Below are 25,996 nucleotides of genomic sequence, written 5' to 3'. Positions count from 1 at the left end.
CACGGGCAGAGGCCGACCAACCAGCCCGTCCGGCGTGCACGGACAAACGCTCGGTGCCGGAAATTTCAGCCCGTCCGGCGATTGAGGACGAGCGCGCAGCGCGACCCGACAGCACCCGGGCGAAGCCCCAGGCACGGGCAGAGGCCGACCAACCAGCCCGTCCGGCGTGCACGGACAAACGCTCGGTGCCGGAAATTTCAGCCCGTCCGGCGATTGAGGACGAGCGCGGAGCGCGATCGGGGGGCCGGGGGCTCGCCCCCGGGTCGGGACGGCGCCCCTCACGGCGACGTCCACCCCACCGGGAGGTCCCCGTGCCGGGGGCGTAACGGCCAACGCCCCACCGCGTAACACGGCCCCCGCACCCTGGGCGGTATGCAGACCTCCGCGACGCCCACCCACTGCCCGTACTGCGCCCTGCAGTGCGGGATGAACCTGACGCCCACGTCCGACGGGGGCGTCACCGTGACGGAGCGCGCGGACTTCCCGGTGAACCGGGGTGCCCTGTGCGGCAAGGGCCGTACCGCGCCCGCCCTGCTCTCGTCCCAGGTGCGGCTGACCTCCCCGCTGGTCCGCAGGGCGGGCGTCCTGGAGCCCGCCACCTGGGACGAGGCCCTCGACCGGATCGCCGAGGGGCTGTCCCGCACGCGTACGGAGCATGGCCCGGACGCGTGCGGGGTCTTCGGCGGCGGCGGCCTGACGAACGAGAAGGCGTACGCGCTCGGCAAGTTCGCCCGCGTGGTCCTCGGCACCTCGCAGATCGACTACAACGGGCGCTTCTGCATGTCGTCCGCGGCGGCCGGCGGGATCAAGGCGTTCGGCCTGGACCGGGGGCTGCCCTTCCCGCTGGAGGACATCCCGCGGACGGGCTGCGTGATCCTCGTCGGCTCGAACCTCGCCGAGACGATGCCGCCCGCGCTGCGCTACCTCACGGAGCTGAAGGAGAACGGCGGCACGCTGATCGTCATCGACCCGCGCCGCACCCGCACGGCGGAGCAGGCGGACCTGCATCTCGCGCCGCGCCCGGGCACGGACCTGGCGCTGGCCCTCGGGCTGCTGCACCTGGTGGTCGCCGAGGGGCGCACCGACGAGGAGTACATCCGGGAGCGGACGAGCGGCTGGGAGGAGGCGCGGGCCGCGGCGATGGCGCACTGGCCGGAGTACGTGGAACGGATCACGGGGGTGTCCGTTCCCCAGCTCCGGGAGACGGTGCGGATGTTCTGCGAGCCCTCGTCGGCGATGGTGCTCACCGCGCGGGGGCCCGAGCAGCAGTCCAAGGGCACCGACACGGTGGGCGCGTGGATCAACCTGTGCCTGGCGACCGGCCGGGCGGGGCGGCCGCTGTCCGGCTACGGCTGCCTCACGGGCCAGGGCAACGGACAGGGCGGCCGCGAACACGGCCAGAAGGCCGACCAGTTGCCGGGCTACCGCAAGCTGACGGACCCCGCGGCCCGGCGGCACGTGGCCGAGGTATGGGGCGTGGACCCGGACTCGCTGCCGGGGCCCGGGCGCAGCGCCTACGAGCTGCTCGACGCGATGGGCACCGACATCCGCTCCCTGCTGCTGATGGGCTCGAACCCGGTGGTCTCCGCGCCGCGCGCCGCGCACATCGAGGGGCGCCTGCGGTCGCTGGACTTCCTGGCCGTCGCGGACGTCGTCCTGTCCGAGACGGCGGCGCTGGCCGATGTGGTCCTGCCGGTCACCCAGTGGGCGGAGGAGACGGGCACGACGACGAACCTGGAGGGCAGGGTCCTGCTCAGGCGCCGGGCCGTCACCCCGCCCGACGGCATCCGCAGCGACCTCGACGTCCTGCACGAACTGGCCGACCGGCTGGGCGTGGAGAAGGGGTTCCCGACGGACCCGGAGGAGGTCTTCGAGGAGCTGCGCCGGGCGAGCGCGGGCGGACCCGCGGACTACTCGGGGATCACCTACCGGCGGCTGGCCGAGGAGAACGGGGTGTTCTGGCCCTGCCCCGCCCAGGAGGCCGTACAGGACTGCGAGGACGCGGCGTTCGACGCGCTGCCGGACGACCCGGCCGGCGAGGGCGCCGAGGCCGTCGGCGGGGCGCATCCCGGGACCCCGCGGCTCTTCCTCGACCGGTTCGCCACCGAGGACGGGCGGGCGCGTTTCGTGGCCGTGTCGCACCGCGCGGTCGCCGAGGAGCCGGACGCCGAGTACCCGGTGCTGCTCACCACCGGGCGGGTCGTCGCGCAGTACCAGTCGGGCGCCCAGACCCGGCGTGTCGACGAGCTGAACGCCGCCGCACCGGGCCCGTTCGTGGAGATGCACCCGCGGCTCGCCGAGCGGCTCGGGGCGGCGGACGGTGACCCGGTGGCCGTCGTGTCGCGGCGGGGGCGGGCCGTCGCGCCGGCCCGCGTCACCACCTCCATCCGGCCCGACACCGTCTTCATGCCGTTCCACTGGGCGGGCGAGGGCCGCGCCAACACCCTGACCAACCCGGCGCTCGACCCGACGTCGCGCATGCCGGAGTTCAAGGCGTGCGCCGTACGGCTGGAGACGGTCGACCGGGGCTGACGGGCGCCCCGCGGTGTCAGCGGCGGGTGTGCCAGTCGCCGTCCTCGATGAGGGTGCCGTGGGCCCGCAGCCGGGCGGCGACGGCGGGCGCGGCCACGTAGACCCAGGCCCGCACGGGTGCGCCGGCCTCCCGTGACACGTCCCAGGCGACCCGCTCGTACAGGTTGCGGGGGTCGCCGGGCGCGTACGCGTACTCCTCCAGCCGGTCCAGTTCCGCGAGGAGTCCGCCGTACGCCCCGGGCAGCGCGGTGACCAGTTCCCCGCGCACCACGCGACCCGGGTCCCGGACCACGTACGGGTAGCCGGGGCCGTCGTACAGCGCCGCGCCCCGCAGCCGGCCGGACTCCTCGGAACGGGTGCGCCCCCGCAGGAACAGGTCGTGGTTGTGCTCGCCGGGGCGCAGGGTGCCGTAGACGAAGAAGGGCAGCGGCTCCCCCGTCACGCGTCCGTCCCCGTCTCCCGTGCCACCCACCGCAGGTAGTCCGCGCTCCCCCGTACGACGGGCGTCGCGATGATCTCGGGCGTGTCGTAGTCGTGCGCGGCGCGCAGGTGGGCCTCCAGCGCGTCGTACCGGGCGCCGGTCGTCTTGAACAGCACCTGCCACTCCTCGGCCGTCTCCACCTCACCGTTCCAGCGGTAGACGGAGGTGACGGGTCCGGAGATCTGCGCGCAGGCCGCGACCCGGGCCTCCACCGCGCCCCGGGCGAGCGCCTGCGCCTTCCCGGGGGCGTCCGTCGTGGTCAGGACGGTCAGCCAGTCGGCCGTGGCCATGATCGTTCTCCTCGTTCGAGCCCTCGCGCACGCCTTCGCAGAAACGATTCTCGCTCCACACACACCCACACACATCCCCCTGTCGTCGCTATGGACATGACATGTCATGGCCCCTTAAATCTGAGGCACTCCGCGCCACCCCCACGCCCCCGGGCGCCTTCCTGAGGAGACCGATGAGTCGGACGACACGGCACATCCGAGGTTCCCGCCTCGCCGCCGCCGGCATAGCCACCGTCGCCACCGGACTGCTGGCCGCCGCGCTCACCCCCACCGCCGGCGCGGCCGGCCGGCCCGACCGCGACACCGCGATCGCCCAGGCCGCGACGGCCCTCGCGCGGGAGGCCGGACGGCTCGGGCTGACCTCCGCCGAGGACACCCACGTCAGCGACGTCGTCGTCGACGCGGACGGCGCCCGGCACGTGCGCTACGACCGCACCTACCGCGGACTGCCCGTCCTCGGCGGCGACTTCGTGGTCCACCTCGCGAGGAACGGCGCCTACCGCGGCGCCGACCGCGCCACCACCCGCACCGTCTCGCTCCCCGGCGTCACACCGCGGCTCTCCGCCCCGAGGGCCGCCGACCTCGCGCACGCCGCGCTGCGGGCCGCGAACCCGGACGAGACGCTGCGCAAGGTGAAGGCCAGGCCGCGGCTGGTCGTCGACGCCCTGCACGGCGCTCCCCGGCTGGCCTGGCGCACCGATGTCGCCGGCCAGGACTCGCTGGGCAACCCGGTCGCGCGCACGGTGCTGACCGACGCCCGCACGGGCGGGCAGATCGACGCGTGGGACAGCATCGAGACGGCGACCGGCGACGGGCAGTCCCTCTACGGCGGCACCGTCGCGCTGGAGACCACGGCGTCCGGATCGGCGTACCAGCTCAAGGACCCGACCCGAGGGAACACGTACACCGGCGACGCCGCGAACAAGACCGACCTGTGCATCCTCGGCATCTGCTTCAGCCGGGCACCCGCCACGCTCTTCACCGACGCCGACAACCACTGGGGCAACGGCACGACGTCGGACCGCGCGAGTGCCGCCGTCGACGCCCAGTACGGCACGGACACGACCTGGGACTACTACAAGAACGTCCACGGCCGCACCGGCATCGCGGGGGACGGCAAGGGCTCGTACAACCGCGTGCACTACGGCAACAAGTACAACAACGCCTTCTGGGACGACAGTTGCTTCTGCATGACGTACGGCGACGGTGACGGGACGACCTTCGGTCCGCTCGTCTCCCTCGACGTCGCGGGGCACGAGATGTCGCACGGCGTGACGTCGAAGACGGCGAAGCTGACGTACTCCGGCGAGTCCGGCGGCCTGAACGAAGCCACCTCCGACATCTTCGGCACCCTGGTGGAGTTCTCCGCCGCCAACGGCGCCGACCCCGGCGACTACCTCATCGGCGAGGAGATCGTCCGCCCCGGCTTCGGCAAGCCCGCCCTGCGCTACATGGACCAGCCCTCCAAGGACGGCAAGTCCGCCGACTGCTGGAGCTCCTCGGTCGGCAACCTCGACGTGCACTACTCGTCCGGGGTCGCCAACCACTTCGCCTACCTGCTCGCCGAGGGCAGCGGGGCCAAGGTGATCGGCGGTGTCCAGCACAACGGCACCACGTGCAACGGCGCGTCCCTTGAGGGCATCGGCCGGGACAAGCTCGGAGCCGTCTGGTACCGCGCCCTCACGGTGTACATGACGTCCTCGACGAACTACGCGGGCGCGCGGACGGCGACGCTGAACGCGGCGCGGGACCTGTACGGCGCCGGCAGCACGGAGTACGCCGCGGTGGCCGCGGCCTGGAGTGCCGTGGCCGTGGGCTGAGTCCCGCACCGGACCGGGTGACGGCCGTCCCCGCCCCCACCGGGAGCGGCCGTCACCCCGGCAGCCGGCGGCCGTGACCGCGCGGCCCCGGCTGCCTCGGTCGCGTCGCTCAACCCTCGTACGGGCGCAGCTCCTTGGCCTCCCGCAGGGCCCTCGCCCACCACACCAGCCGGTCGGACATCAGCCGCGCCGCCGCGGCCGGGGCCGTGGGGTCGCGCGGGTCGCCGTTCTCATCGAACGCCGCGCCCGCCCCGTGGAAGGAGACGGTGTCCCGGACGGTCACGGCGTGCAGTTCGGCGAAGACCTGGCGCAGGTGCTCGACCGCCCGCAGCCCTCCGGACACACCGCCGTAGGAGACGAACCCCACGGGCTTGGCGCGCCATTCGGTGTAGTGCCAGTCGATGAGGTTCTTCAGCGGCGCGGGGTAGGAGTGGTTGTACTCGGGGGTGAGGACGACGAAGGCGTCGGCGGCGGCCAGGGCGGGGGTGACCCGGCCGAGGGCGGCCTCCGCCTCCGGGGACGGCGACAGGGTGGTGGGCAGCCGGACCTCGGCCAGGTCGACGACCTCGGCCCGCAGGTCCTCGCGCGCCTCCAGTTGGGACAGCAGCCACCTGGCGACGACCGGGCCGAAGCGGCCCTCCCGGTTGCTGGCGACGATGACGACGACGCGCACCGGGACCTGTGTACGGGCCCGCCCGGACGAGCGGGCCGAGTCGTCGGGTGCTGAGTGGCTGTCGGATACGGCCGGGACGCCGGCGCTGGTCTTCATGCGTCACAGGCTCGTCCCTCAAGTTCGCTTGAGGTCAAGCCGCCGCGCGTCGCACGGATGCGGAACCGTGGCCGGTCGCCGTCCGTCGTGCCCGCATGGGCGACGGCCGGTCGTCGTTCCGCGTACGGGCGCCGGCCTCGGGGGCCCGGCGGTCCGTCGCGCCCGCGGACCGGTCGCAGGCGGCGACGGTCGTGCGGCCGCGGCGGGGGGCCTCGCGGTGGACCGGCGGGGTGCGGGTCACCCGTTCACACCCGCGCCCCGCGCCCGCGGGGTTCTCCTCCGCGGGCTCTCCGCCGTACGCCGGTGACCTGCTGGAATGGCGCCGCGCGGGGCCGGTGCGGGCCGCCCCCGGCACCCGTACGCCGCGTTTCTGACGTGCCATCAGGGAGCGGAGCGGGCCGGGTGGCACTTACCTCGGTAGGGCAGGGGTGCGACCGACGCAGCGGCACATGGGGGTGCCGCGGGCCGCGCCCTCTCGGAGGAGCAACACGATGCGCACAGCCCGTCTGCTGACCGGTACCGCGCTCGCCGTCGCCGCCGCGGGCCTCGCCGCCGCGCCCGCGTACGGCGGGGACACCGGCACCCTCGACGTCTATCCGGCCACCGCCGTCCCCGGCGCCGACGTCTCGGTCGGCACGGCGGCGTGCGGCGCCGACGGCACGGCGACGGGGGACGCCAGCGCGGTGGGCGCGGGCACGTTCGCGCTGGCCCCCGGGGCGCACGGACGGGACACGGCCGGACGGTTCCGGGTGCCGCCCGGTGCCCAGCCGGGGACGTACGAGATCGTCGCGAAGTGCTCCGGCGGCCGGCAGGTGTCCGGCGATCTGGTGGTCACGCTGACCTCCAACGACGAGCGGGTGCACCCGCGAGGAAGTGTCAAGACGGGGGTCGGCGGCGCACTCGGCCCCGACCCCGTGCAGACCGCGGCGGGTGTGGCGGCGCTGGCCGTCGCCGCCGCGGGCGGTACCTGGCTCCTGCATCGCCGCGCGAGAGGCGACGGGTTCTGACGGACACCCTCCGCTGTCCGTCCCCAGGTACCGCCGTCCCCGCCCCCTCCGGGTCCGACGCCCCTCGCGGCCCGGAGGGGGTGGCGGACCCGGGCGGTCCCACCGACGCGGGCTCCGGGGCACAGGGAACGGACGCGGGCCCCCGTGGCACCCCGACAGGAGGCTCACGTGCGCAGACTGAGCAACCTCGCCATATCGGCCGTCACCGTGACGGCCCTGTGCTCCGGCGCGTGGCTGCTGCGCAGCGGCGCCGAGCGGCAGCCGCCCCCGCAGCCCTCGGCCGCGCAGGCCGCCTCACCGGGAGCGACCGAGGGGCAGTCCGCGGCGCCCGCGCTGCCACCCTCCCCGCCCGACCGCATCCGCATCCCCGCCATCGACGTGGACGCCCCGCTGATGGGACTCGGGCTCACCCCGCAGGGCAGCCTGGACGTCCCGCCGGCCGCCAGGAAGAACCTCGCCGGCTGGTACGAGGCGGGCACCACCCCGGGTGACACGGGCACCGCCGTGGTCGCCGGTCACGTCGACAACGCCCAGGGCCCCGCGGTCTTCTACGGCCTCGGGAGCCTGAAGAAGGGCAGCTCCGTCGAGGTGGCCCGCCGGGACGGCTCGGTCGCCCTGTTCACCGTGGACGCGGTCGAGGTGTACGACGCCCGCGCCTTCCCCGACGAGAAGGTGTACGGCGCGGCCCGGCGCCCCGAGCTGCGCGTCATCACCTGCGGCGGCGGCTACTCGAAGGCGACGGGCTACCAGGGGAACGTGGTCGTCTTCGCCCACCTCACCGGGAGCCGCTGAGCGGGCCGCGCTGGGGCTGTGCGCGGGCGGGAGCCGCCGGGCTGGCGGTGTGCGGCCGGACGCGCGGGCGGTGTGCGGCAGGACGGCGGGCGGTGTGCGGCCGGGTCAGGCCAGCCACTGCTGGTAGGCCAGGTTCGCGACCAGAGCGAAGACCACCGTCAGCAGCACCACCCGGACGAAGCCGCTGCCCTTCTTGAGCGCCGTGCGCGCCCCGACCGTGCCGCCGACCAGGTTGAAGACGGCCATCAGCGCGGCGAGCTGCCAGTAGACCGTGCCCTTCCAGGCGAAGGTCGCGAGGGCGCCCGCGTTGGTGCAGCAGTTGACGATCTTGGCGGTGGCGGAGGCGGTCACCAGGTCGAGGTGGAGCAGCGCGGTGAGGGCGAGCACCAGGAACGTGCCGGTGCCGGGACCGATCAGACCGTCGTAGAAGCCGATGCCGAGGCCGGCGAGCCCGATGGCGGCCAGGACGCGGCGCGGCGGCACGGGCTCCGTCGAGGGCGCCGTGCCGAAGGAGGGCCGCAGGATCACGAAGGCCCCGACGCCCAGCAGGACGACCATGACGACGGGCTTCAGCACCTCGGTGCTCATTCCGGCGGCGACGAACGCGCCCCCCGTGGACCCGGCGAGCGCCGCCAGCCCGATGCGCACGGCCGTGCCGACGTCCACCGGTGCCTTGCGGGCGTACGTCACCGCCGCGCCGGTCGTGCCGACGATCGCCACCGCCTTGTTGGTGCCCAGCGCGTACTGGGCGGCCGACCCGGAGTTCGGCAGCCCGAGCAGCAGCGCGGGCAGCAGCAGGAGCCCGCCGCCGCCCACCACGGCGTCGATCCAGCCCGCCGCGAGGGAGGCGAGGCACAGGACGACGACCATGGTCAGCGATATGTCGGGCATGATCGGGACCCTACGGAGCGGATGGATGTGCCGTCCACGGACCTGAGCGTCTTCTGAGGTTGGCACCGCCCGCCCGCCGGACCCGCCGCCGAGGCCCGCGCCGCCCCGCGGGTGACTCACAGCGGCCCGCGGGACCGCCCGCAGAACCCTCACACCCCGCCCGTGCCCGCGCTGAGCGCAGCGTTCCCCGCGGGAAACGGGAGTGATGCGACCGGGTAACACCGGCCCCGCACGCTGCTGACATGACCTCGAAAACGCGTGTGGTGGTGATCGGCGCCGGCATCGCGGGCGCCCGGCTCGCCCACCGGCTCGACGAGCTCGGCATGTCCGTCGTGCTCATCGGTGAGGAGGAGCACCGCCCCTACAACCGGGTGCTGCTCGCCGAGGTCCTCGCCGGGCGGTACGCCCCCGAGGTGATCGCCCTCCCGGCCCCGGCCGGCCTGGTCCGCACCCGGGTCACAGGCATCGACCGGGCCGCCCGCACGCTGAGCTGCGCCGACGGTTCCGAGATCGCCTACGACACGCTGGTCCTCGCGACCGGCTCGAACCCCGTACTGCCGCCCCTGCGCGGCCTGTTCGCCCAGGACCGGCACGAACTGCCCGAGGGCGTGCACGCGTTCCGCACCATGGACGACTGCCTCGGCCTCTCGAAGGCCGTCCGGCAGGGCACCCGCGCCGTCGTCATCGGCGGCGGCCTCCTCGGCGTCTCGGCCGCCCGGGCGCTGGCCGTGCGCGGCGCCCAGGTGGTCCTCGCCCAGCAGGCCGAGCGGCTCATGGAGCGCCAGCTCGACCCGTCCGCGTCCCGGCTGGTGCACCGCCACCTCACGGAACTGGGCGTCGAGGTGCACACCGAGACGCGGGTGCGCGACGTGCGCTGCGTCGGCGGGGCCGTCCGCTCGGTCGAGATGGCCGACGGGTACGCCCTGGACGCCGACCTCGTCGTCCTCGCCTGCGGGGTCCACCCCCGGGTGGGGCTCGCCCAGGACGCGGGCCTGGCTGTCCACAAGGGCGTCATCGTCGACGACCGGCTGCGCACCTCCGACCCGCACATCTACGCGATCGGCGACTGCACCCAGCACGGGGGCACGGTCTACGGACTCGCCACCCCCGCCCTGGAACAGGCCGACGTTCTGGCCGGACTGCTGGCCGGCGGCCGGGGCGAGGACGCCCGCTACGGCGGCACCCGGGCCCTGACCCGGCTCACCCTGACCGGCAACGCGCCCTTCGACCTCGCCGCGTTCGGCGAGACCGACCCCCGCCCGGGCGACGACGTCATCCAGCTCGCCGACGCCACCCGCGGCACCTACCGCAAGGTCGTCGTCCGCGACGACCGCCTGGTCGGCGGCGTGCTCGTCGGCGAACTCGGCACCGTCGGCGCGCTCGCGCGCGCCTGGGAGGGAGCAGAGCCGCTCCCCGTGGACGGCGCTCCCCTGCTCCACCTGCTCACCAACGACGGAGGCTCCTGATGACCGCCACCCTGGGGGGCACCCCCACGATCGTGCTCGTCGGCCACGGCATGGTCGGCCAGCGCTTCCTCGAAGCGCTCGCCGAGCGCGGCCTGACCGCCACGCACCGCGTGGTCGTGCTGTGCGAGGAGCCGCGCCCCGCGTACGACCGGGTCCAGCTCACCTCGTACTTCTCGGGCCGCACCCCGGAGGAACTCTCGCTCTCCGACGAGGAGTTCATCAAGGAGCACGGCATCGAGCTGCACCTCGGCGACCCCGTCGAGACGATCGACCGCGAGGCCAGGAAGGTGACGGCCCGCTCGGGTCTGTCCTTCTCCTACGACACCCTCGTCCTCGCCACCGGCTCGTACCCCTTCGTGCCGCCGGTGCCGGGCAAGGACGCCGAGGGCTGCTTCGTCTACCGCACGATCGAGGACCTCCTCGCGATCGAGGAGTACGCGAAGTCCCGGGCGACGACCGGCGCGGTGGTCGGCGGCGGACTGCTCGGCCTGGAGGCGGCGGGCGCCCTCAAGGGTCTCGGACTGACCTCCCACATCGTGGAGTTCGCGCCGCGCCTGATGCCGGTGCAGGTCGACGAGGGCGGCGGGGCGGCGCTGCTGCGCACCATCGAGGAGATGGGTCTGACCGTGCACACGGGCACGGGCACGCAGGAGATCGTCGTCGGCGAGGACGGCGCGGTCACCGGCATGAAGCTGTCCGACGGCTCCGAACTCGCCACGGACCTCGTGGTGTTCTCGGCGGGCGTCCGGCCCCGCGACCAGCTCGCCCGCGACACCGGCCTCACGGTCGGCGAGCGCGGCGGCATCTCCGTCGACGAGCAGTGCCGCACCTCGGACCCGCACGTGTTCGCCATCGGCGAGTGCGCGCTGGCCTCGGACGGCCGGGTCTACGGCCTGGTCGCGCCGGGCTACGAGATGGCCGAGACGGCCGCCGCCACCATCGCCGCGGACGAGGCGAGCTTCACCGGCGCCGACCTCTCCACCAAGCTGAAGCTGCTCGGCGTCGACGTCGCCTCCTTCGGCGACGCGCACGGCGCCACCGCGGACTGCCTCGACGTCGTCTACGCCGACTCCCGCTCGGGCACGTACAAGAAGCTGGTCATCGGCCGCGACGGGCGGCTGCTCGGCGGCATCCTGGTCGGCGACGCGGACGCGTACGGCACGCTGCGCGCCCTCACCGGGTCGGTGCCGCCGATCGCGCCCGAGCAGCTCGTGCTGCCGGCCGGCTCCGGCGGTCCGGTCGCCCTCGGCCCCTCGGCGCTGCCGGACGAGGCCGTCATCTGCTCCTGCCACAACGTCACCAAGGGCACGATCCGCGGCGCGGTCACCGAGCACTCCTGCACGACCGTGCCCGAGGTGAAGAAGTGCACCAAGGCCGGTACGGGCTGCGGCAGTTGCGTCAAGGTGCTGGGCCAGCTGGTCACCTCCGAGCTGGAGGCGAGCGGTGTCGAGGTCGACAAGGGCCTGTGCGGCTGCTTCGCGCAGACCCGCGAGGAGCTGTACGAGATCGTCCTCGCCCTGCGCGTCAACTCCTACCAGGTGCTGCTGGACCGCTACGGCCGCGAGGACGCCCGGGGCGGCGACGGCTGCGAGACCTGCAAGCCCGCGATCGGCTCGATCATCGCCTCGCTGGCCCCGACGATCGGCGCCGAGGGCTACGTCCTGGACGGCGAGCAGGCCGCGCTCCAGGACACCAACGACCACTTCCTCGCCAACCTCCAGAAGAACGGCTCCTATTCGATCGTGCCGCGCATCCCCGGCGGTGAGATCACCCCGGAGAAGCTGATCGTGATCGGCGAGGTGGCCCGCGACTTCGGCCTCTACACGAAGATCACCGGCGGTCAGCGCATCGACATGTTCGGCGCCCGGGTGGAGCAGCTCCCGCTGATCTGGGCCCGGCTGGTGGACGCCGGCTTCGAGTCGGGGCACGCGTACGGCAAGTCGCTGCGCACGGTCAAGTCCTGTGTGGGGCAGACCTGGTGCCGCTACGGCGTGCAGGACTCGGTCCGCATGGCGATCGACCTGGAGCTGCGCTACCGGGGCCTGCGCTCGCCGCACAAGCTGAAGTCGGCGGTCTCCGGGTGCGCCCGCGAGTGCGCCGAGGCCCAGTCCAAGGACTTCGGCATCATCGCCACCTCCAACGGCTGGAACCTCTACGTGGGCGGCAACGGCGGCGCGACCCCGCGTCACGCCGACCTGCTCGCCCAGGACCTCTCGGACGCCGAACTGGTGCGCCTGATCGACCGGTTCCTGATGTTCTACATCCGCACCGCCGACCGCCTGGAGCGCACCTCCACCTGGCTGGAGCGCATCGAGGGCGGCCTGGACCACGTACGCGACGTGGTCGTGCACGACTCGCTCGGCATCTGCGAGGAACTGGAGGGCCTGATGCGGGCCCATGTCGCGGGCTACCGCGACGAGTGGGCCGAGACCATCAACGACCCCGAGAAGCTGGCCCGGTTCGTGTCCTTCGTGAACGCCCCCGACACGCCCGACCCGGTCGTCGGCTTCGTGCCGGAGCGCGACCAGATCAAGCCCGACCTGCCGCTGCTCACCATCGGCACGCGGCCCGCCGAAGCCCTGGAAGGAAGCGCCCAGCGATGACGATCGCCCCCGAGACCACCGCCCTGAAGGTCCAGCTCCGCCTGGAGGACGACTGGTTCACCGTCTGCGACCTGTCCCTGCTGACCCCGGGCCGGGGCGTCGCGGCCCTGCTGCCGGACGGCCGGCAGGTCGCGCTCTTCACCGACCGCGCGGGACGCACGTACGCCATCGACAACCGCGACCCGTTCACCGGCGCGGCGGTCCTCTCCCGCGGTCTGACGGGCAGCCGGCAGGGCCGGGCGTTCGTCGCCTCGCCCCTGCTCAAGCAGCGCTTCGACCTCGCCTCCGGGCAGTGCCTGGACGACGACTCGGTGCGGGTCACGGCCTACGAGGTACGGGCCTTCTGAGGGCGCCCCTCCCGCCGGCGCCGGGCCGCGCGCCCCGGTCCGGCGGGCGGCGGAGTCAGCTCTTCAGGGCGTCGTAGCGGACGCCCGTCAGCTCCTCGGAGGCGGTCCACAGGCGGCCCGAAGCCCGGTCGTCGCGGGTCCAGGGGGCCCGCCAGGACGCGGCCGGCGCCCCGCGCCACATCGCGAACGAGGGGCCGGTGAAGGAGTCGGGCAGGACGCCGGGCGCGGTGGCCGCGTACAGCGTGGGCAGGGCGCCCGCCTCGGCGCTCTGCGCGAAGACGCGGTTGCCGAGCTCCGCGAACCGCTCGGCGCCCCTGCGCCCCTCCATCCGGGCTCCGGCGGTCTGGAGGTTCGTGGAGGCGTACCCGGGGTGCGCGGCGGCGGCCACCGCTTCCGCGCCGGTGGCGGCGAGCCTGCGGGCCAGCTCGTGGGTGAAGAGCAGGTTGGCGGTCTTGGACCGGGCGTAGGCGATCCAACGCCGGTAGCCGTGCTCGGCGTTGAGGTCGTCGATGTCGATGTTGGCGAGGGCGTGCACCATGCTGGACAGGGTCACGATCCGCGCGCCGGGCGTGCCCAGCAGGGCGGGCAGGAGCAGCCCGGTCAGCGCGAAGTGCCCGAGGTGGTTGACGCCGAACTGGGTCTCGAACCCGTCGGCGGTGCGGCCCTGCGGCAGCGCCATGACCCCGGCGTTGTTCACCAGCAGGTCGAGCCGCTCGTACGGGTACCCGGCGGCGAACTCCCGTACGGAGGCGAGGTCCGCGAGGTCCAGTCGGCGGAACACCACGTCGGCGCCCGGCACTTCGGCGACGAGACGGTCACCGGCCTCGTGTCCGCGCTCCTCGCTGCGGCAGGCGAGGACCACGCGGGCGCCGCGGCGGGCCAGCTCCCGCGCGGTGACGTAGCCGATGCCGCTGTTGGCGCCGGTGACGACCGCGCTGCGGCCGCTCTGGTCGGGGATGTCGCTCGCGTTCCAGCCCGTCATGACGGATGTTCCCTCTCCGGCGAAGTGTCCCCTCACCGTACGCCCGCCGCCCGGCCGGTCCCGGTCACGCGCGCGGAGCGGCGGCGTGAACGCCCGGGAGGGCGGTACCCCCCGCACAGGGGTACCGCCCTCTCCTGGTGCACCGGGACCGCCGCCGGCCGGTGAGGGTCGAGAAGTGACCGGCGGCGGCCCCGGGGGTTCAGCGGTGGTCGCTGCCCGCCGAGGAGGACGCGGCGCGTCCGGCCTCCAGGCGCGCCACCGGGATCCGGAACGGCGAGCAGGAGACGTAGTCGAGTCCCACCTCGTGGAAGAAGTGCACCGACTCCGGGTCACCGCCGTGCTCGCCGCAGACGCCGAGCTTGAGGTCGGGGCGGGTGGCCCGGCCGGCCTCGACCGCGCTGCGGACGAGCGAGCCGACGCCGTCCCGGTCGATGGTCTCGAAGGGGGAGACCCCGAAGATGCCCTTCTCCAGGTACGCGGTGAAGAAGCTGGCCTCCACGTCGTCGCGGGAGAAGCCCCACACCGTCTGGGTGAGGTCGTTCGTGCCGAAGGAGAAGAACTCGGCGGCCTCGGCGATCTGGCCGGCGGTCAGCGCGGCCCGGGGCAGCTCGATCATCGTGCCGATGGCGAGGTTGAGCTGGACCCCCGTGGCCTCCTGGACCTCGGCGATGACCTGGTCGGCCTCTTCGCGGACGATCTCCAGCTCCTGGACGGTGCCGACGAGCGGGATCATGATCTCGGCGCGCGGGTCGCCCTTGGCGTTGCGGCGTTCGGCCGCGGCCTCGGCGATCGCCCGTACCTGCATGGTGAACAGGCCCGGGATGACGAGGCCGAGGCGGACACCGCGCAGGCCCAGCATCGGGTTCTGCTCGTGCAGGCGGTGCACGGCCTGGAGCAGGCGCAGGTCGTTCTCGTTGGCGTCCTTGCGGGACTCGGCGAGCGCCACCCGGACCGACAGCTCGGTGATGTCGGGCAGGAACTCGTGCAGCGGCGGGTCGAGCAGCCGGATCGTCACCGGCAGTCCGTCCATCGCCGAGAACAGCTCCACGAAGTCCTGCTTCTGGAGCGGGAGCAGCGCCTTCAGCGACTTCTCGCGCTCGTCCTCCGTGTCCGCCAGGATCAGGCGCTCGACCAGCTCGCGGCGGTCGCCGAGGAACATGTGCTCGGTGCGGCACAGGCCGATGCCCTGCGCGCCGAAGCGGCGGGCGCGCATCGCGTCCTCGGCGTTGTCCGCGTTCGCGCGCACCCGCAGGCGCCGCTTGCGGTCGGCGAAGGCCATGATCCGGTGCACGGCCTCGACCAGCTCGTCGGCGTCGTTGGCGCCCGCGTGCATCCGGCCCTCGAAGTACTCGACGACCGGGGACGGGACCACCGGGACCTCGCCCAGGTAGACCTTGCCGGTGGAGCCGTCGATGGAGATGACGTCGCCCTCCTCGACGACGTGGCCGCCCGGCACCGTCATCCGGCGCCGCTTGGTGTCGACCTCCAGCTCCTCGGCGCCGCAGACACAGGTCTTGCCCATGCCGCGGGCGACGACGGCCGCGTGGGAGGTCTTGCCGCCGCGCGAGGTCAGGATGCCCTCGGCCGCGATCATGCCGTCGAGGTCGTCCGGGTTGGTCTCGCGGCGGACCAGGATGACCTTCTCGCCCGAACGCGACCACTTCACCGCGGTGTACGAGTCGAAGACCGCCTTGCCGACGGCCGCGCCCGGCGAGGCGGCGATGCCCCGGCCGACCTGCTGGACCTTCGCGGCCTCGTCGAAGCGGGGGAACATCAGCTGGGCGAGCTGGGCGCCCGTCACCCGCTGGAGGGCCTCGGCCTCGTCGATCAGGCCCTGGTCGACGAGCTGGGTGGCGATGCGGAAGGCGGCACCGGCGGTCCGCTTGCCGACGCGGGTCTGCAGCATCCACAGCTGGCCGCGCTCGATGGTGAACTCGATGTCGCAGAGATCCTTGTAGTGGTTCTCCAGGGTCTCCATGATCTGCATCAGCTGGTCGTACGACTTCTTGTCGATCTGCTCCAGCTCGGCGAGCGGCACCGTGTTGCGGATGCCCGCGACGACGTCCTCGCCCTGGGCGTTCTGCAGGTAGTCGCCGTACACGCCCTGGTGGCCGGAGGCGGGGTCGCGGGTGAAGGCGACGCCGGTGCCGGAGTCGGGGCCGAGGTTGCCGAAGACCATGGAACAGACGTTGACGGCCGTGCCGAGGTCGTGCGGGATGCGCTCCTGGCGGCGGTAGAGCTTGGCGCGGTCGGTGTTCCAGGAGTCGAAGACCGCGTGGATGGCGAGGTCCATCTGCTCGCGCGGGTCCTGCGGGAAGTCGCGCCCCGCCTCGGTCTTGACGATCTTCTTGAACTTGGTGACGAGTTTCTTGAGGTCGGCCGCTTCGAGGTCCGTGTCGACGGTGACCTTCTTCGCCGCCTTGGCCGCCTCCAGCGCCTCCTCGAAGAGGTCGCCGTCCACGCCGAGGACCGTCTTGCCGAACATCTGGATGAGGCGGCGGTAGGAGTCCCACGCGAAGCGGTCGTCGCCGGCCTGCACGGCCAAGCCCTGCACCGACTTGTCGGAGAGCCCGATGTTCAGGACGGTGTCCATCATGCCCGGCATGGAGAACTTGGCTCCGGAGCGGACCGACACGAGGAGGGGATCGTCGGCCTGGCCGAGCTTCTTGCCCATCTTCTGCTCGAGGGCGTCGAGGTGCGCACTCACCTCGTCACGCAGTGCCGCCGGCTCCTCGCCGCTGTCGAGGTAGGTCTTGCAGGCCTCGGTGGTGATGGTGAAGCCCGGCGGGACGGGAAGACCGAGGTTGGTCATCTCGGCGAGGTTCGCACCCTTGCCGCCCAGCAGGTCCTTGAGGTCCTTGTTGCCTTCCGTGAAGTCGTAGACGAACTTCACGTCCTCGGCACCGCTCTGAGCTACGTGGGGATCTTTGTTTTCCGACACGGGTCTCGACTCCTCGACGTGACGGTGGCTGCCCTGACGGCGAGGAACATACCCAGATCGAAGGCACCTGGGTACGTCCACTTGCGCGTCATGCGCCCGTAACCACTCGTCCGCCACCAGATCGAAAGTCGACGGCGGAGGTCCGCCCCGGGCCGCTGTTTTCACTTCTTGAACGGGCCGGCTCTCACAATACCTCGAAGCCGCTCAAGTGAGCGCCAGTCGCCACGACTGAGTTCATCCCGTGAACGATCAAGGGGTGGCACTCAGTGCCACCCCTTAGGGAAGTGCAACCGACGCCAAATCGCTCATCTGAGCGCTACCCCTATCAGGGGTGGCGAGAATCACGCCGTGGACGGGGCCGGGATTTCACCATCCGGACGGCGTCGCGGAAGCGTCACACGGACGACACGAAGAGGGCTCCGCCGCCGCTCACACCCCCAGCGCGGCCAGCCGTTCCTCGACCCGCTCGGGCGCGTACAGGTGCTCCACGACCATCGCCCCGGCCCCGATCAGCCCGGCCCGGTCGCCGAGCCGGGAGGTGACCACGTCCAGGCGGGCGGTGGAGCGGGGCAGCGCCCGCTGGTACAGCAGCTCGCGCACGCCCGTCAGGAAGTGGGTTCCGGCCAGATCTCCCGCGATCATCAGGACGCCCGGATTGAGCAGGGTCACCACCGTGGCCAGGACCTCGCCCACGTGCCGTCCCGCCTCCCGCGCGAGCGCCACCGCCTCGGGGTTGCCCGCCGCCAGCAGGTCCCGCACGTCCGAGCCCGAGGCGGCCGGCACCCCCGCCTCGGTGAGCCGCCGCGCCACCGCCCCGCCGCTCGCCAGGGCCGCCAGGCAGCCGTACGAACCGCACCGGCACAGCGCGCCGGCGCCCTCCGGGACGCGGATGTGCCCGATGTCCCCGGCGCCCCCGTCGATACCCCGGTAGACGGAGCCGCCGACGACGACACCGGCGCCGATCCCCGTGGAGACCTTGACCAGGGCGAAGGCCGAGCAGTCCGGATACCCCGTGCGCTGCTCGCCGTACGCCATCAGGTTGGCGTCGTTGTCGACGAGGACCGGCACGCGGGCACCGCCGTCGGTGCCCGCGTGCTCGGCGAGTGCGCGGGCCAGCCGGCCGCCTATGTCGTAGCCGTCCCAGCCCGGCATCATCGGCGGCTGCACGACCAGCCCGCTCGCGTGGTCGACGGGACCCGGCACGGCGAGCCCGATGCCGCACACCGACCCGGCGTGCCGCCCGGCCTTGTCCAGCAACTCCGCGAAGCGGCGGCCGAGTTCGCCGAGGACCGTCTCCGGCCCCTCGTCGAGGACCAGGACCCCCATGTGCTCCGCCAGGATCTCGCCGCCGAGGCTGAGCACGGCCACCCGGGCGTGCCGGGTGTCGAGGTCGGCGGCGAGGACGACGGCGTGTGCGTCGTCGAACTCCAGGGTGATCGAGGGCCGGCCGCCCAGCGGGGAGTCGACCGGGCCGCCCGCGCCCTCGCGCAGCCAGCCCGCGCGGAACAGCCGGTCGAGGCGCTGCCCGACCGTGGCCCGCGACAGGCCGGTCTCGTGCTGGAGCGCGCCGCGTGTCGTCGCCCGTCCGCTGCGCACCAGTTGCAGCAGGTCCCCGGCGCTCGCCTGGCTTCCGGCTCTCATGGCCTTCGCCGCCCTTCCCGTCATGCCCACCCTCTTGCGTTCACCAACTCTGCATTACATATTGAGTTTTGCGTGTTAAATAGACGTAACCCTACGGTAGGTACCGCCGAACTGGTCGGCCGGACGTCTTCGGGGAGACCTGAGTGGACCGCACAGCCCAACTCACCGCCCTGCGACCGGAGTCCGCCGCGCCCGCGCGGACCCCCGGACCACCCGCTCCGCCCGGTCCGGACGGGTCCGCCGCCGCCTCCGGCAGCGCCGTATACGACCCGGCCGAGGTCGGCGCCCTGCACCGGGACGCCGCCCGGGTGCTGGCCGCCAACTGGACGGGGACGTCCACGGTGCCCTCACGCGGTCTGTACCCGCACCAGTGGTCCTGGGACTCCGCGTTCATCGCGATCGGCCTGCGGCACCTGTCCCCGTTACGCGCCCAGACCGAGCTGGAGACGCTGCTCGGCGCCCAGTGGGCCGACGGGCGCGTCCCGCACATCGTCTTCAACCCCTCCGTGCCGCTCGACGCGTACTTCCCGAGTCCCGACTTCTGGCGCTCGGCCACCGCGGGACGCGCCGTCGGCGCCCCGCGCACCGTACAGACCTCGGGGATCGTCCAGCCACCGGTGCACGCCCTCGCCGTCTGGCTCGTGCACCGCGCCGACCCCCGGCTGTCCCGCGCCCGGGGCTTCCTGTCCAGGGCCTACCCGCGCCTCGCCGCCTGGCACCGCTACCTCCTGCACCGCCGCGACCTCGGCGGCGGCGGCCTCGCCGCGGTGGTCCACCCGTGGGAGCAGGGCATGGACAACAGCCCCTGCTGGGACGCCCCGTTGAGCCGGGTCACACCGGCACCGCCCCGCTCCTTCCGCCGCGCGGACCTCGACCACGGGGCCGCCGAGGACCGGCCCACGGACCTCGACTACGGGCGGTACGTGCGCCTCGCCGCCGACTACCGGGACCGCGGATACGCGGACGGGGTGGGCGAGTTCGCCGTCGAGGACCCCGCGTTCAACGCCCTGCTGATCGCCTCGGAGCACGCGCTGGCCCGTATCGCGCACGAGCTCGGCGCGACGGGCACGGCCCGGCACGCCCGCGCGGAGCGCCTCACGGCGGCCCTGGTCGAGCGGCTGTGGGACCCGGCCGAGGGCATGTTCCTCTGCCGGGACGTGCGCGGCGGGCCGATCCCCGAGCGCGGGGTCGCCGGCCTCGTACCGCTGATGCTGCCCACGCTCCCCCGCGAGATCGCCGCGCGGCTGGCCGGCACCGTGCGGGGCCCGCACTTCGGGCTCGGCACCGCCTGCCGGCTCGTGCCGAGCTACGACCTCACGGGCGCGGCGTTCGACCCGCACCGCTACTGGCGCGGCCCCGCCTGGTTCAACACCAACTGGCTGCTGGAGCGCGGGCTGCGCCTGCACGGCGAGCACGGACCGGCGGACGCCCTGCGGGCGGCGCTGCTGGACACGGCGGGCACCTCGGAGTTCGCCGAGTACGTGGACCCGTACACGGGTGAGGGCTGCGGAGCGCCCGGCTTCGGCTGGACGGCCGCGCTCACCCTCGATCTGCTGCACCGGTCCCCCGGGCGCGACGCGCGGAGCGTGTCCCGCGCGGGGGACGGCACGTTCGACATGAGGGACCAGGGAGGGGACCGGGGATGACGGACCGGCATCATCTGCTCGTGCGGGGCGGGACGTTCGCCGCCGTGGGCGACGGCGGGGACATCAGCGGGGTACGCGGCGGCGGCTCGCCGGACGGCCTGTTCGTGCGCGACGCACGCCATCTGAGCCGCTGGCAGCTGACCGTCGACGGCGCGGTGCCCGAGGCACTCGCGCCCGTCGCGGACGGGGACACGGCCCGCTGCGTGCTCGTGCCGCGCGGCGGCCGCCAGGAGCCGCCCGCGTACACGCTCTTCCGCGAACAGGCCGTCGCCGACGGCGCGTTCGTGGAGGCGCTGCGGGTCACCAGCAACCGCGCCACGCCGACGACGGTCCGCATCGCGGTCACCGCCGACGCCGACTTCGCGGACCAGTTCGAGCTGCGCTCCGACTACCGCACGTACGCCAAGCGGGGCGCCGTCCGCACCCGCGAAGTCCTCGACGACGGCGTGGAGTTCGGCTACCGGCGCGGCGAATGGCGGTCCTGTACGACGGTCACCGCCGAGCCCGCCCCCGACGGCGTGGAGGAGACGGGGACCGGCGCCCGGCGGCTCGTCTGGTCCCTGGACCTCGCGCCGCACGGCTCGGCGGAGCTGGCGCTGCGGGTCGCGGCCCGTCCGCACGGCGCGCCCCGGATGCCGGACGTCCCGCCCACCCCCGCCGCCGTCAACCGGGAACTGCTGGAACTGGAGGGCGAGTTCGCGGAGGGCGTGCCCTTCCCGACCGGCTGGCCGGAGCTGGCCGCTGCCTGCGCGCGGGGCCTGTCCGACCTCGCGGCGCTCCAGGTGCCGGCGCGCGGCCCGGACGGCGAGGACCTGCGCGTCCCCGCCGCGGGAGTGCCCTGGTTCCTCACCCTGCTGGGCCGCGACGCCCTCCTGACCTCTCTCTTCGCCCTCCCCTACCGGCCCCGGCCGGCCGCCGCCACGCTCGCCGCGCTCGCCGCGACCCAGGCCACCGGGACGGGCACGGGACCGGTCGCCCAGCCGGGCAAGATCGTGCACGAGGTGCGGCACGGGGAGCTGGCGCACTTCGGGCAGGTGCCGTACGGGCGCTACTACGGCTCGGTGGACGCGACGCCGCTGTTCCTCGTCCTGCTCGGCGCCTACGTGGAGCGGACCGGCGACGTCGCCCTGGCCCGCCGTCTGGAGTCCCACGCGCGGGCGGCGATCGGCTGGATGCTGGACCACGGCGGGCTCACCTCGCGCGGCTACCTCGTCTACCGGGCGGACGAGGGCGGTCTCGCCAACCAGAACTGGAAGGACTCCCCCGGCGCCATCTGCTCTGCCGAGGGCACCCGGCCCACCGGCCCGGTGATGGCGGCGGGCGCGCAGGGCTACGCGTACGACGCGCTGCGCCGGACCGCCCAGCTCGCGCGGACCGTATGGGGCGACGAGGTGTACGCGGCCCTCCTGGAGCAGGCGGCCGCGGACCTGCGCGACCGCTTCCAGCGGGACTTCTGGATGCCGGAGCACTCCTTCCCGGCGCTGGCCCTGGACGGCGACGGCCGCCATGTCGACGCGCTCGCCTCCGACGCGGGCCACCTGCTGTGGTCGGGGCTGCTGGACAAGGAGTACGGCGAGCTGGTGGGCCGCCGGCTGCTGGCACCGGACTTCTTCTCCGGCTGGGGCGTACGCACCCTCGCCGCGGGCCAGCCGGCGTACCACCCGCTCTCGTACCACCGGGGGTCGGTGTGGCCCCATGACAACGCCCTGATCTGCCTGGGCCTGGCCCGCTACGGGCTGCACGACGAGGCCCGTACCGTCGCACACGCCCTGGTGGACGCGGCGACCGCGGCCGGACACCGTCTCCCGGAGGTGATCGCGGGCTACGGCCGCGAGACCCACGCGGAGCCGGTGCCGTACCCGCACGCCTGCGTCCGCGAGTCCCGCTCGGCGGCGGCTCCGCTGGCGCTGCTCACCGCGGTGGGCGGCGCCTGAGGGGGCCGCTCCCGTCGGGCGCCCCGGTGAGCGGTGCCCGGCGGGCCGCTCCGGGCGGGCGGCTCCGGGCAGGCGGTTCCGGGCGCCCCGGGCGTCCGGTTCCGGGCATGCGGTCCGGGCGTCCGGTTCGGGCGTCCGGTTCCGGGTGGCGGGTCAGCCGCCGGACGTGTCCAGTTCCGCGTCCTCGGACAGGCCCGCGCAGTCGTAGGGGTCCTTGAGCCAGCCGTCGGGCAGGACGACACGGTTGTTGCCGGAGGTGCGGCCACGGGGGCCGTCGGCTCCGGCGGGCCAGGGCTGGTCGAGGTCCAGCTCGTCGAGCCCGGCGCGCAGTTCGGCCAGGGACGAGGTGACCGCGAGGCGCTTGCGCATCTCGGAGCCGACCGCGAAGCCCTTGAGGTACCAGGCCACGTGCTTGCGGAAGTCGATGACGCCGCGCGCCTCGTCGCCGATCCACTCGCCGAGCAGGGTGGCGTGCCGGACCATGACCGAGGCGACCTCGCGCAGGGTGGGGGCCGCGCTCTCCGTGCGTCCCTCGAAGGCGGCGACCAGGTCGCCGAAGATCCAGGGGCGGCCCAGACAGCCGCGTCCGACGACGACGCCGTCGCACCCGGTCTCCCGCACCATCCGCACCGCGTCCTCGGCCGACCAGATGTCGCCGTTGCCGAGGACCGGGATCTCCGGCACGTGCTCCTTCAGGCGGGCGATCGCGTCCCAGTCCGCGGTGCCGCCGTAGTGCTGCGCGGCGGTCCTGCCGTGCAGGGCGATGGCGGTCACGCCCTCCTCCACGGCGATGCGCCCGGCGTCCAGGTACGTGATGTGGTCGTCGTCGATGCCCTTGCGCATCTTCATCGTCACCGGGAGATCACCGGCGCCGGCGACGGCCTCGCGCAGGATCGCGCGCAGCAGGTTCCGCTTGAACGGCAGCGCCGAGCCGCCGCCCTTGCGGGTCACCTTGGGCACCGGGCAGCCGAAGTTCAGGTCGATGTGGTCGGCGAGGTCCTCTTCCGCGATCATGCGGACGGCCTTGCCGACGGTCGCCGGGTCCACCCCGTACAGCTGGATCGAGCGCGGCTGCTCGCTCGCGTCGAAGTGGATCAGCTGCATGGTCTTCTCGTTGCGCTCGACCAGGGCTCGCGTGGTGATCATCTCGCTGACGAACAGGCCCTTGCCGCCGGAGAACTCCCGGCAGAGCGTGCGGAAGGGCGCGTTCGTGATCCCGGCCATGGGCGCGAGGACCACGGGCGGCTGCACCGTGTGGGGGCCGATCGACAACGGGGACGCGGAGGCGAGGGTGGGCGCGGACATTCCCCCATTGTCGCGTACGGCGACCCGTGCTCGTACGGGGGCGGGTCGGTGCCGCCGGCCAGAGATCATGTAGTGGTCATTAGTTAGGCGCACTACCGAAAAAGGCGTACGCTGTGTGGATGCCCGAGCTGAGTCATCGCCGCCGCATGCTGGTGCTCGCGATCTGCTGCATGAGCCTGCTGATCGTGAGCCTCGACAACACGGCCCTGAACGTCGCACTGCCCTCCATGCAGCGGGAGTTGCACGCCGACGTGGCCGGCCTCCAGTGGGCCGTCGACGCCTACACGCTGGTCCTCGCCTCGCTGCTGATGCTCGCGGGGTCGACCGCCGACCGCATCGGCCGCCGCAAGGTCTTCGTCGCCGGCCTGGTCGTCTTCACCCTCGGCTCGCTGCTGTGCTCCCTCGCCCCGAACCTCGGCTCGCTCGTGGCCTTCCGGACGGTCCAGGCCGTCGGCGGCTCGATGCTGAACCCGGTGGCGATGTCGATCATCACCAACACCTTCACGGACCCGCGGGAGCGCGCCCGTGCCATCGGCGCCTGGGGCGCCGTCGTCGGCATAGCCCTGGCCGCCGGGCCGGTGGTGGGTGGACTGCTCGTGGACTCCGTCGGCTGGCGCTCGATCTTCTGGGTCAACCTCCCGGTCGGTCTCGCGGCGCTGCTGCTGACGCTGCGTTACGTGCCCGAGTCCCGCGCGCCCAGGGCCCGCCGCCCGGACCCGCTCGGCCAGGTCCTGGTGATCGTGCTGCTCGGCTCGCTGACCTACGCGATCATCGAGGCGCCCCACTCGGGTGCCCTCAGGACCGCCGGCTTCGGCCTCCTCACAGTCGCCGCGCTCGCGGGCCTGCTCCGCTACGAACCCCGGCGCGCCGAACCCCTCATCGACCTGCGCTTCTTCCGCTCGGCGCCGTTCAGCGGGGCCACGGTGATCGCGGTCGGCGCGTTCTCGGCGCTCAGCGGCTTCCTGTTCCTGTCCACGCTGTACCTGCAGAACGTGCGAGGGCTGGACGCGCTGCACGCCGGTCTGTGGATGCTGCCGATGGCCGCCATGTGCTTCCTGGCGGCGCCGGTCTCCGGCCGGCTGGTCGGCAGCCGCGGCCCTCGCCTGTCGCTGCTGGTCGCCGGTGTCGCGATGACGGTGAGCGGGGTGCTCTTCGCCGCTTTCGAGGCGGAGACGTCGAACGTGACGCTGGTGACCGGCTACGTGCTGTTCGGCATCGGCTTCGGTTTCGTGAACGCCCCCATCACGAACACCGCCGTCTCGGGCATGCCGCGCGCCCAGGCGGGTGTCGCCGCCGCCGTGGCCTCGACCAGCCGGCAGATCGGCCAGACCCTCGGGGTCGCCGTGATCGGCGCGGTGCTGGCGTCGGGCGTGGGGAGTTCGCCGTACCGGGACGCCTTCGTCTCGGCGGCCCGTCCCGGCTGGTGGATCATCGCGGGCTGCGGCTTCATGGTGCTGGTGCTCGGCGCGCTGACCAGCGGGCAGTGGGCCCGCCGCACCGCCGAGCGCACCGCGGAGCGGCTGGAGACGGCGGAGCCCCCGAAGACGCCCGGCGTCCGGGCGTAGGCCCCCGGCGGACCCGGCAGCGGCGGCCGGGCCCGCGTCCGCGCGGCTTCAGGCCCGGGCCGCGGCGCGCTCCTCGGCGATCGCCTGGAGCTGCCGAAGACGCTCGCGGGACTCCTCGTCCGAGGGCACGTAGGTCACCAGGCGGGGGCCGGTCTCAGGGCCCAGCCACAGGTCGGTGTGGTCCACGGTGATCCGGCCGACGTGGACGTTGCGGAACTCCTTGCGCTTGGTGCGCGAGCCGACCACCTCGTGCCGGTCCCAGGCCGCGCAGAAGTCCGGGGACTCGGCCCGCAGCCGCTTGAGCAGCGTCTTCCAGGCCGGATCGGCGAGGTGCCCGGCCATCGCGGCGCGGAACCTGGCCGCCATCAGCCGGGTGGTCTCCTCCAGGTGCACGATCGACGAGCGCCACTGCGCGTGCGTGTAGGCGAGGACCATGCAGTTGAGGTCCTGCGACGGCACCGCGTCCAGGTCGCAGAGCAGCAGTCCGTACGTGCGGTTGTAGGCGAGGATGTCGTACCGGCTGTTCTGGACGCAGGCCGGGTAGGGCTCCAGTTGCTCCAGCAGGCCGCGCAGGGCGGGCGTGACCGACGGGCAGACCGCGGTGGGCGCCGGGTCGACGGCTCCGGCGAGCTGGAAGAGGTGGACGCGCTCGGTGGGGTCCAGCAGCAGGGCGCGGGCGAGCGCGTCGAGCACCTGCACGGAGACCTGGATGTCCCTGGCCTGTTCGAGCCACGTGTACCAGGTGACGCCGACGGCGGCGAGCTGCGCGACCTCCTCGCGGCGCAGACCTGGGGTGCGCCGGCGCGGACCGCGGGGCAGGCCCACCCGCTCGGGGGTGACGTGCTCGCGGCGGTGGCGCAGGAAGGCGGCCAGCTCGTGCCGCCGGATCTCCGCCGCGCGGCCGTGGTGGTGGCTCGCCGCTGCCGTCTGCTCCTGGGCCATGGTCGTCATGGTCCCAGCCTCGCGCACTCCCCACCCTGTTTC

Annotated in this window: 19 protein-coding genes; 10 read left to right on the top strand and 9 right to left on the bottom strand. The window is 73.6% G+C overall.

Going from position 1 to position 25,996, the window contains the following annotated elements:
* Window positions 1-372: 372 nt before the first annotated feature.
* Window positions 373-2,532, top strand: a complete 2,160-nt coding sequence (locus ACZ4VA_RS02720; RefSeq protein ID WP_468079386.1) for a molybdopterin oxidoreductase family protein — start codon at window positions 373-375, stop codon at window positions 2,530-2,532.
* Between the two features lie 16 nt (window positions 2,533-2,548).
* Here the strand turns inward: ACZ4VA_RS02720 and ACZ4VA_RS02715 are convergent, their stop codons facing one another.
* Entirely contained in the window at window positions 2,549-2,974 is a 426-nt protein-coding gene (locus tag ACZ4VA_RS02715) for a gamma-glutamylcyclotransferase family protein (protein ID WP_355788134.1), read from the bottom strand.
* Window positions 2,971-3,303, bottom strand: a complete 333-nt coding sequence (gene cutA / locus ACZ4VA_RS02710; protein ID WP_355788132.1) for a divalent-cation tolerance protein CutA — start codon at window positions 3,301-3,303, stop codon at window positions 2,971-2,973. Before cutA ends, ACZ4VA_RS02715 begins: the two co-directional genes overlap by 4 nt.
* A gap of 173 nt (window positions 3,304-3,476) precedes the next feature.
* Here cutA and ACZ4VA_RS02705 point away from each other — a divergent pair, with 173 nt between their 5' ends.
* Window positions 3,477-5,123, top strand: a complete 1,647-nt coding sequence (locus ACZ4VA_RS02705) for a M4 family metallopeptidase (protein WP_356237748.1) — start codon at window positions 3,477-3,479, stop codon at window positions 5,121-5,123.
* A 109-nt stretch (window positions 5,124-5,232) separates the two neighbouring features.
* Here ACZ4VA_RS02705 and ACZ4VA_RS02700 read toward each other — a convergent pair whose 3' ends face one another.
* Window positions 5,233-5,892 carry an NADPH-dependent FMN reductase gene (locus ACZ4VA_RS02700; protein WP_388903688.1) on the bottom strand — a complete coding sequence of 220 codons (660 nt, stop codon included), beginning with the start codon at window positions 5,890-5,892 and terminating at the stop codon, window positions 5,233-5,235.
* Between the two features lie 491 nt (window positions 5,893-6,383).
* Between ACZ4VA_RS02700 and ACZ4VA_RS02695 the strand changes: the two genes are divergently transcribed.
* Together ACZ4VA_RS02695 and ACZ4VA_RS02690 are read left to right on the top strand one after the other, a co-directional pair.
* Window positions 6,384-6,899, top strand: a complete 516-nt coding sequence (locus ACZ4VA_RS02695) for a hypothetical protein (protein WP_355785751.1) — start codon at window positions 6,384-6,386, stop codon at window positions 6,897-6,899.
* Window positions 6,900-7,067: 168 nt separating this feature from the next.
* The gene (locus ACZ4VA_RS02690) at window positions 7,068-7,691 is read left to right on the top strand and encodes a class F sortase (protein ID WP_356237746.1); all 624 of its coding nucleotides are present in this window, start codon (window positions 7,068-7,070) and stop codon (window positions 7,689-7,691) included.
* A gap of 105 nt (window positions 7,692-7,796) precedes the next feature.
* Here ACZ4VA_RS02690 and ACZ4VA_RS02685 read toward each other — a convergent pair whose 3' ends face one another.
* The gene (locus ACZ4VA_RS02685) at window positions 7,797-8,582 is read right to left on the bottom strand and encodes a sulfite exporter TauE/SafE family protein (RefSeq protein WP_355782667.1); all 786 of its coding nucleotides are present in this window, start codon (window positions 8,580-8,582) and stop codon (window positions 7,797-7,799) included.
* A gap of 242 nt (window positions 8,583-8,824) precedes the next feature.
* Here ACZ4VA_RS02685 and ACZ4VA_RS02680 point away from each other — a divergent pair, with 242 nt between their 5' ends.
* From ACZ4VA_RS02680 to nirD, 3 genes are read left to right on the top strand one after another with little or no spacing between them, the layout of a single operon-like run.
* Window positions 8,825-10,048 (top strand): NAD(P)/FAD-dependent oxidoreductase, encoded by a 1,224-nt coding sequence (locus ACZ4VA_RS02680; RefSeq protein WP_355782664.1) that lies wholly within the window; start codon window positions 8,825-8,827, stop codon window positions 10,046-10,048.
* Window positions 10,048-12,651 (top strand): nitrite reductase large subunit NirB, encoded by a 2,604-nt coding sequence (nirB, locus tag ACZ4VA_RS02675; protein ID WP_468079380.1) that lies wholly within the window; start codon window positions 10,048-10,050, stop codon window positions 12,649-12,651. Before ACZ4VA_RS02680 ends, nirB begins: the two co-directional genes overlap by 1 nt.
* Window positions 12,648-12,998, top strand: coding sequence for a nitrite reductase small subunit NirD (gene nirD, locus ACZ4VA_RS02670; RefSeq protein WP_355782658.1), 351 nt, complete (start codon window positions 12,648-12,650; stop codon window positions 12,996-12,998). The genes nirB and nirD overlap by 4 nt, the downstream gene beginning before the upstream one ends.
* 55 nt (window positions 12,999-13,053) lie before the next feature.
* Here nirD and ACZ4VA_RS02665 read toward each other — a convergent pair whose 3' ends face one another.
* The 3 genes from ACZ4VA_RS02665 to ACZ4VA_RS02655 form a co-directional block, all read right to left on the bottom strand.
* Window positions 13,054-13,980, bottom strand: a complete 927-nt coding sequence (locus tag ACZ4VA_RS02665) for an oxidoreductase (protein WP_389389494.1) — start codon at window positions 13,978-13,980, stop codon at window positions 13,054-13,056.
* Window positions 13,981-14,179: 199 nt separating this feature from the next.
* A complete protein-coding gene (gene ppdK, locus ACZ4VA_RS02660; RefSeq protein WP_355782654.1) occupies window positions 14,180-16,921 on the bottom strand; it encodes a pyruvate, phosphate dikinase in 2,742 nt (913 codons plus the stop codon).
* A gap of 429 nt (window positions 16,922-17,350) precedes the next feature.
* Window positions 17,351-18,562 carry an ROK family protein gene (locus ACZ4VA_RS02655; RefSeq protein ID WP_388903696.1) on the bottom strand — a complete coding sequence of 404 codons (1,212 nt, stop codon included), beginning with the start codon at window positions 18,560-18,562 and terminating at the stop codon, window positions 17,351-17,353.
* Window positions 18,563-18,705: 143 nt separating this feature from the next.
* Between ACZ4VA_RS02655 and ACZ4VA_RS02650 the strand changes: the two genes are divergently transcribed.
* Together ACZ4VA_RS02650 and ACZ4VA_RS02645 are read left to right on the top strand one after the other, a co-directional pair.
* Window positions 18,706-20,208, top strand: a complete 1,503-nt coding sequence (locus ACZ4VA_RS02650) for an amylo-alpha-1,6-glucosidase (protein ID WP_468079377.1) — start codon at window positions 18,706-18,708, stop codon at window positions 20,206-20,208.
* Window positions 20,205-22,142: an amylo-alpha-1,6-glucosidase gene (locus tag ACZ4VA_RS02645; protein WP_388903698.1), complete on the top strand. Its 1,938-nt coding sequence runs from the start codon at window positions 20,205-20,207 to the stop codon at window positions 22,140-22,142. The genes ACZ4VA_RS02650 and ACZ4VA_RS02645 overlap by 4 nt, the downstream gene beginning before the upstream one ends.
* 153 nt (window positions 22,143-22,295) lie before the next feature.
* On the opposite strand, the gene dusB is transcribed toward ACZ4VA_RS02645, so the two are convergent.
* A complete protein-coding gene (dusB, locus tag ACZ4VA_RS02640; protein ID WP_355779809.1) occupies window positions 22,296-23,447 on the bottom strand; it encodes a tRNA dihydrouridine synthase DusB in 1,152 nt (383 codons plus the stop codon).
* Window positions 23,448-23,566: 119 nt separating this feature from the next.
* Between dusB and ACZ4VA_RS02635 the strand changes: the two genes are divergently transcribed.
* Window positions 23,567-25,012: an MFS transporter gene (locus ACZ4VA_RS02635; protein ID WP_468079374.1), complete on the top strand. Its 1,446-nt coding sequence runs from the start codon at window positions 23,567-23,569 to the stop codon at window positions 25,010-25,012.
* 48 nt (window positions 25,013-25,060) lie between these two features.
* On the opposite strand, the gene ACZ4VA_RS02630 is transcribed toward ACZ4VA_RS02635, so the two are convergent.
* Window positions 25,061-25,963, bottom strand: a complete 903-nt coding sequence (locus ACZ4VA_RS02630) for a helix-turn-helix transcriptional regulator (RefSeq protein ID WP_355779803.1) — start codon at window positions 25,961-25,963, stop codon at window positions 25,061-25,063.
* Window positions 25,964-25,996: the final 33 nt, after the last annotated feature.

The organism is Streptomyces sp. NPDC028308 (assembly GCF_055565855.1).
The sequence above is the reverse complement of the archived record's forward strand: the minus strand, read 5'-3'. Positions and strand labels throughout refer to the sequence as shown.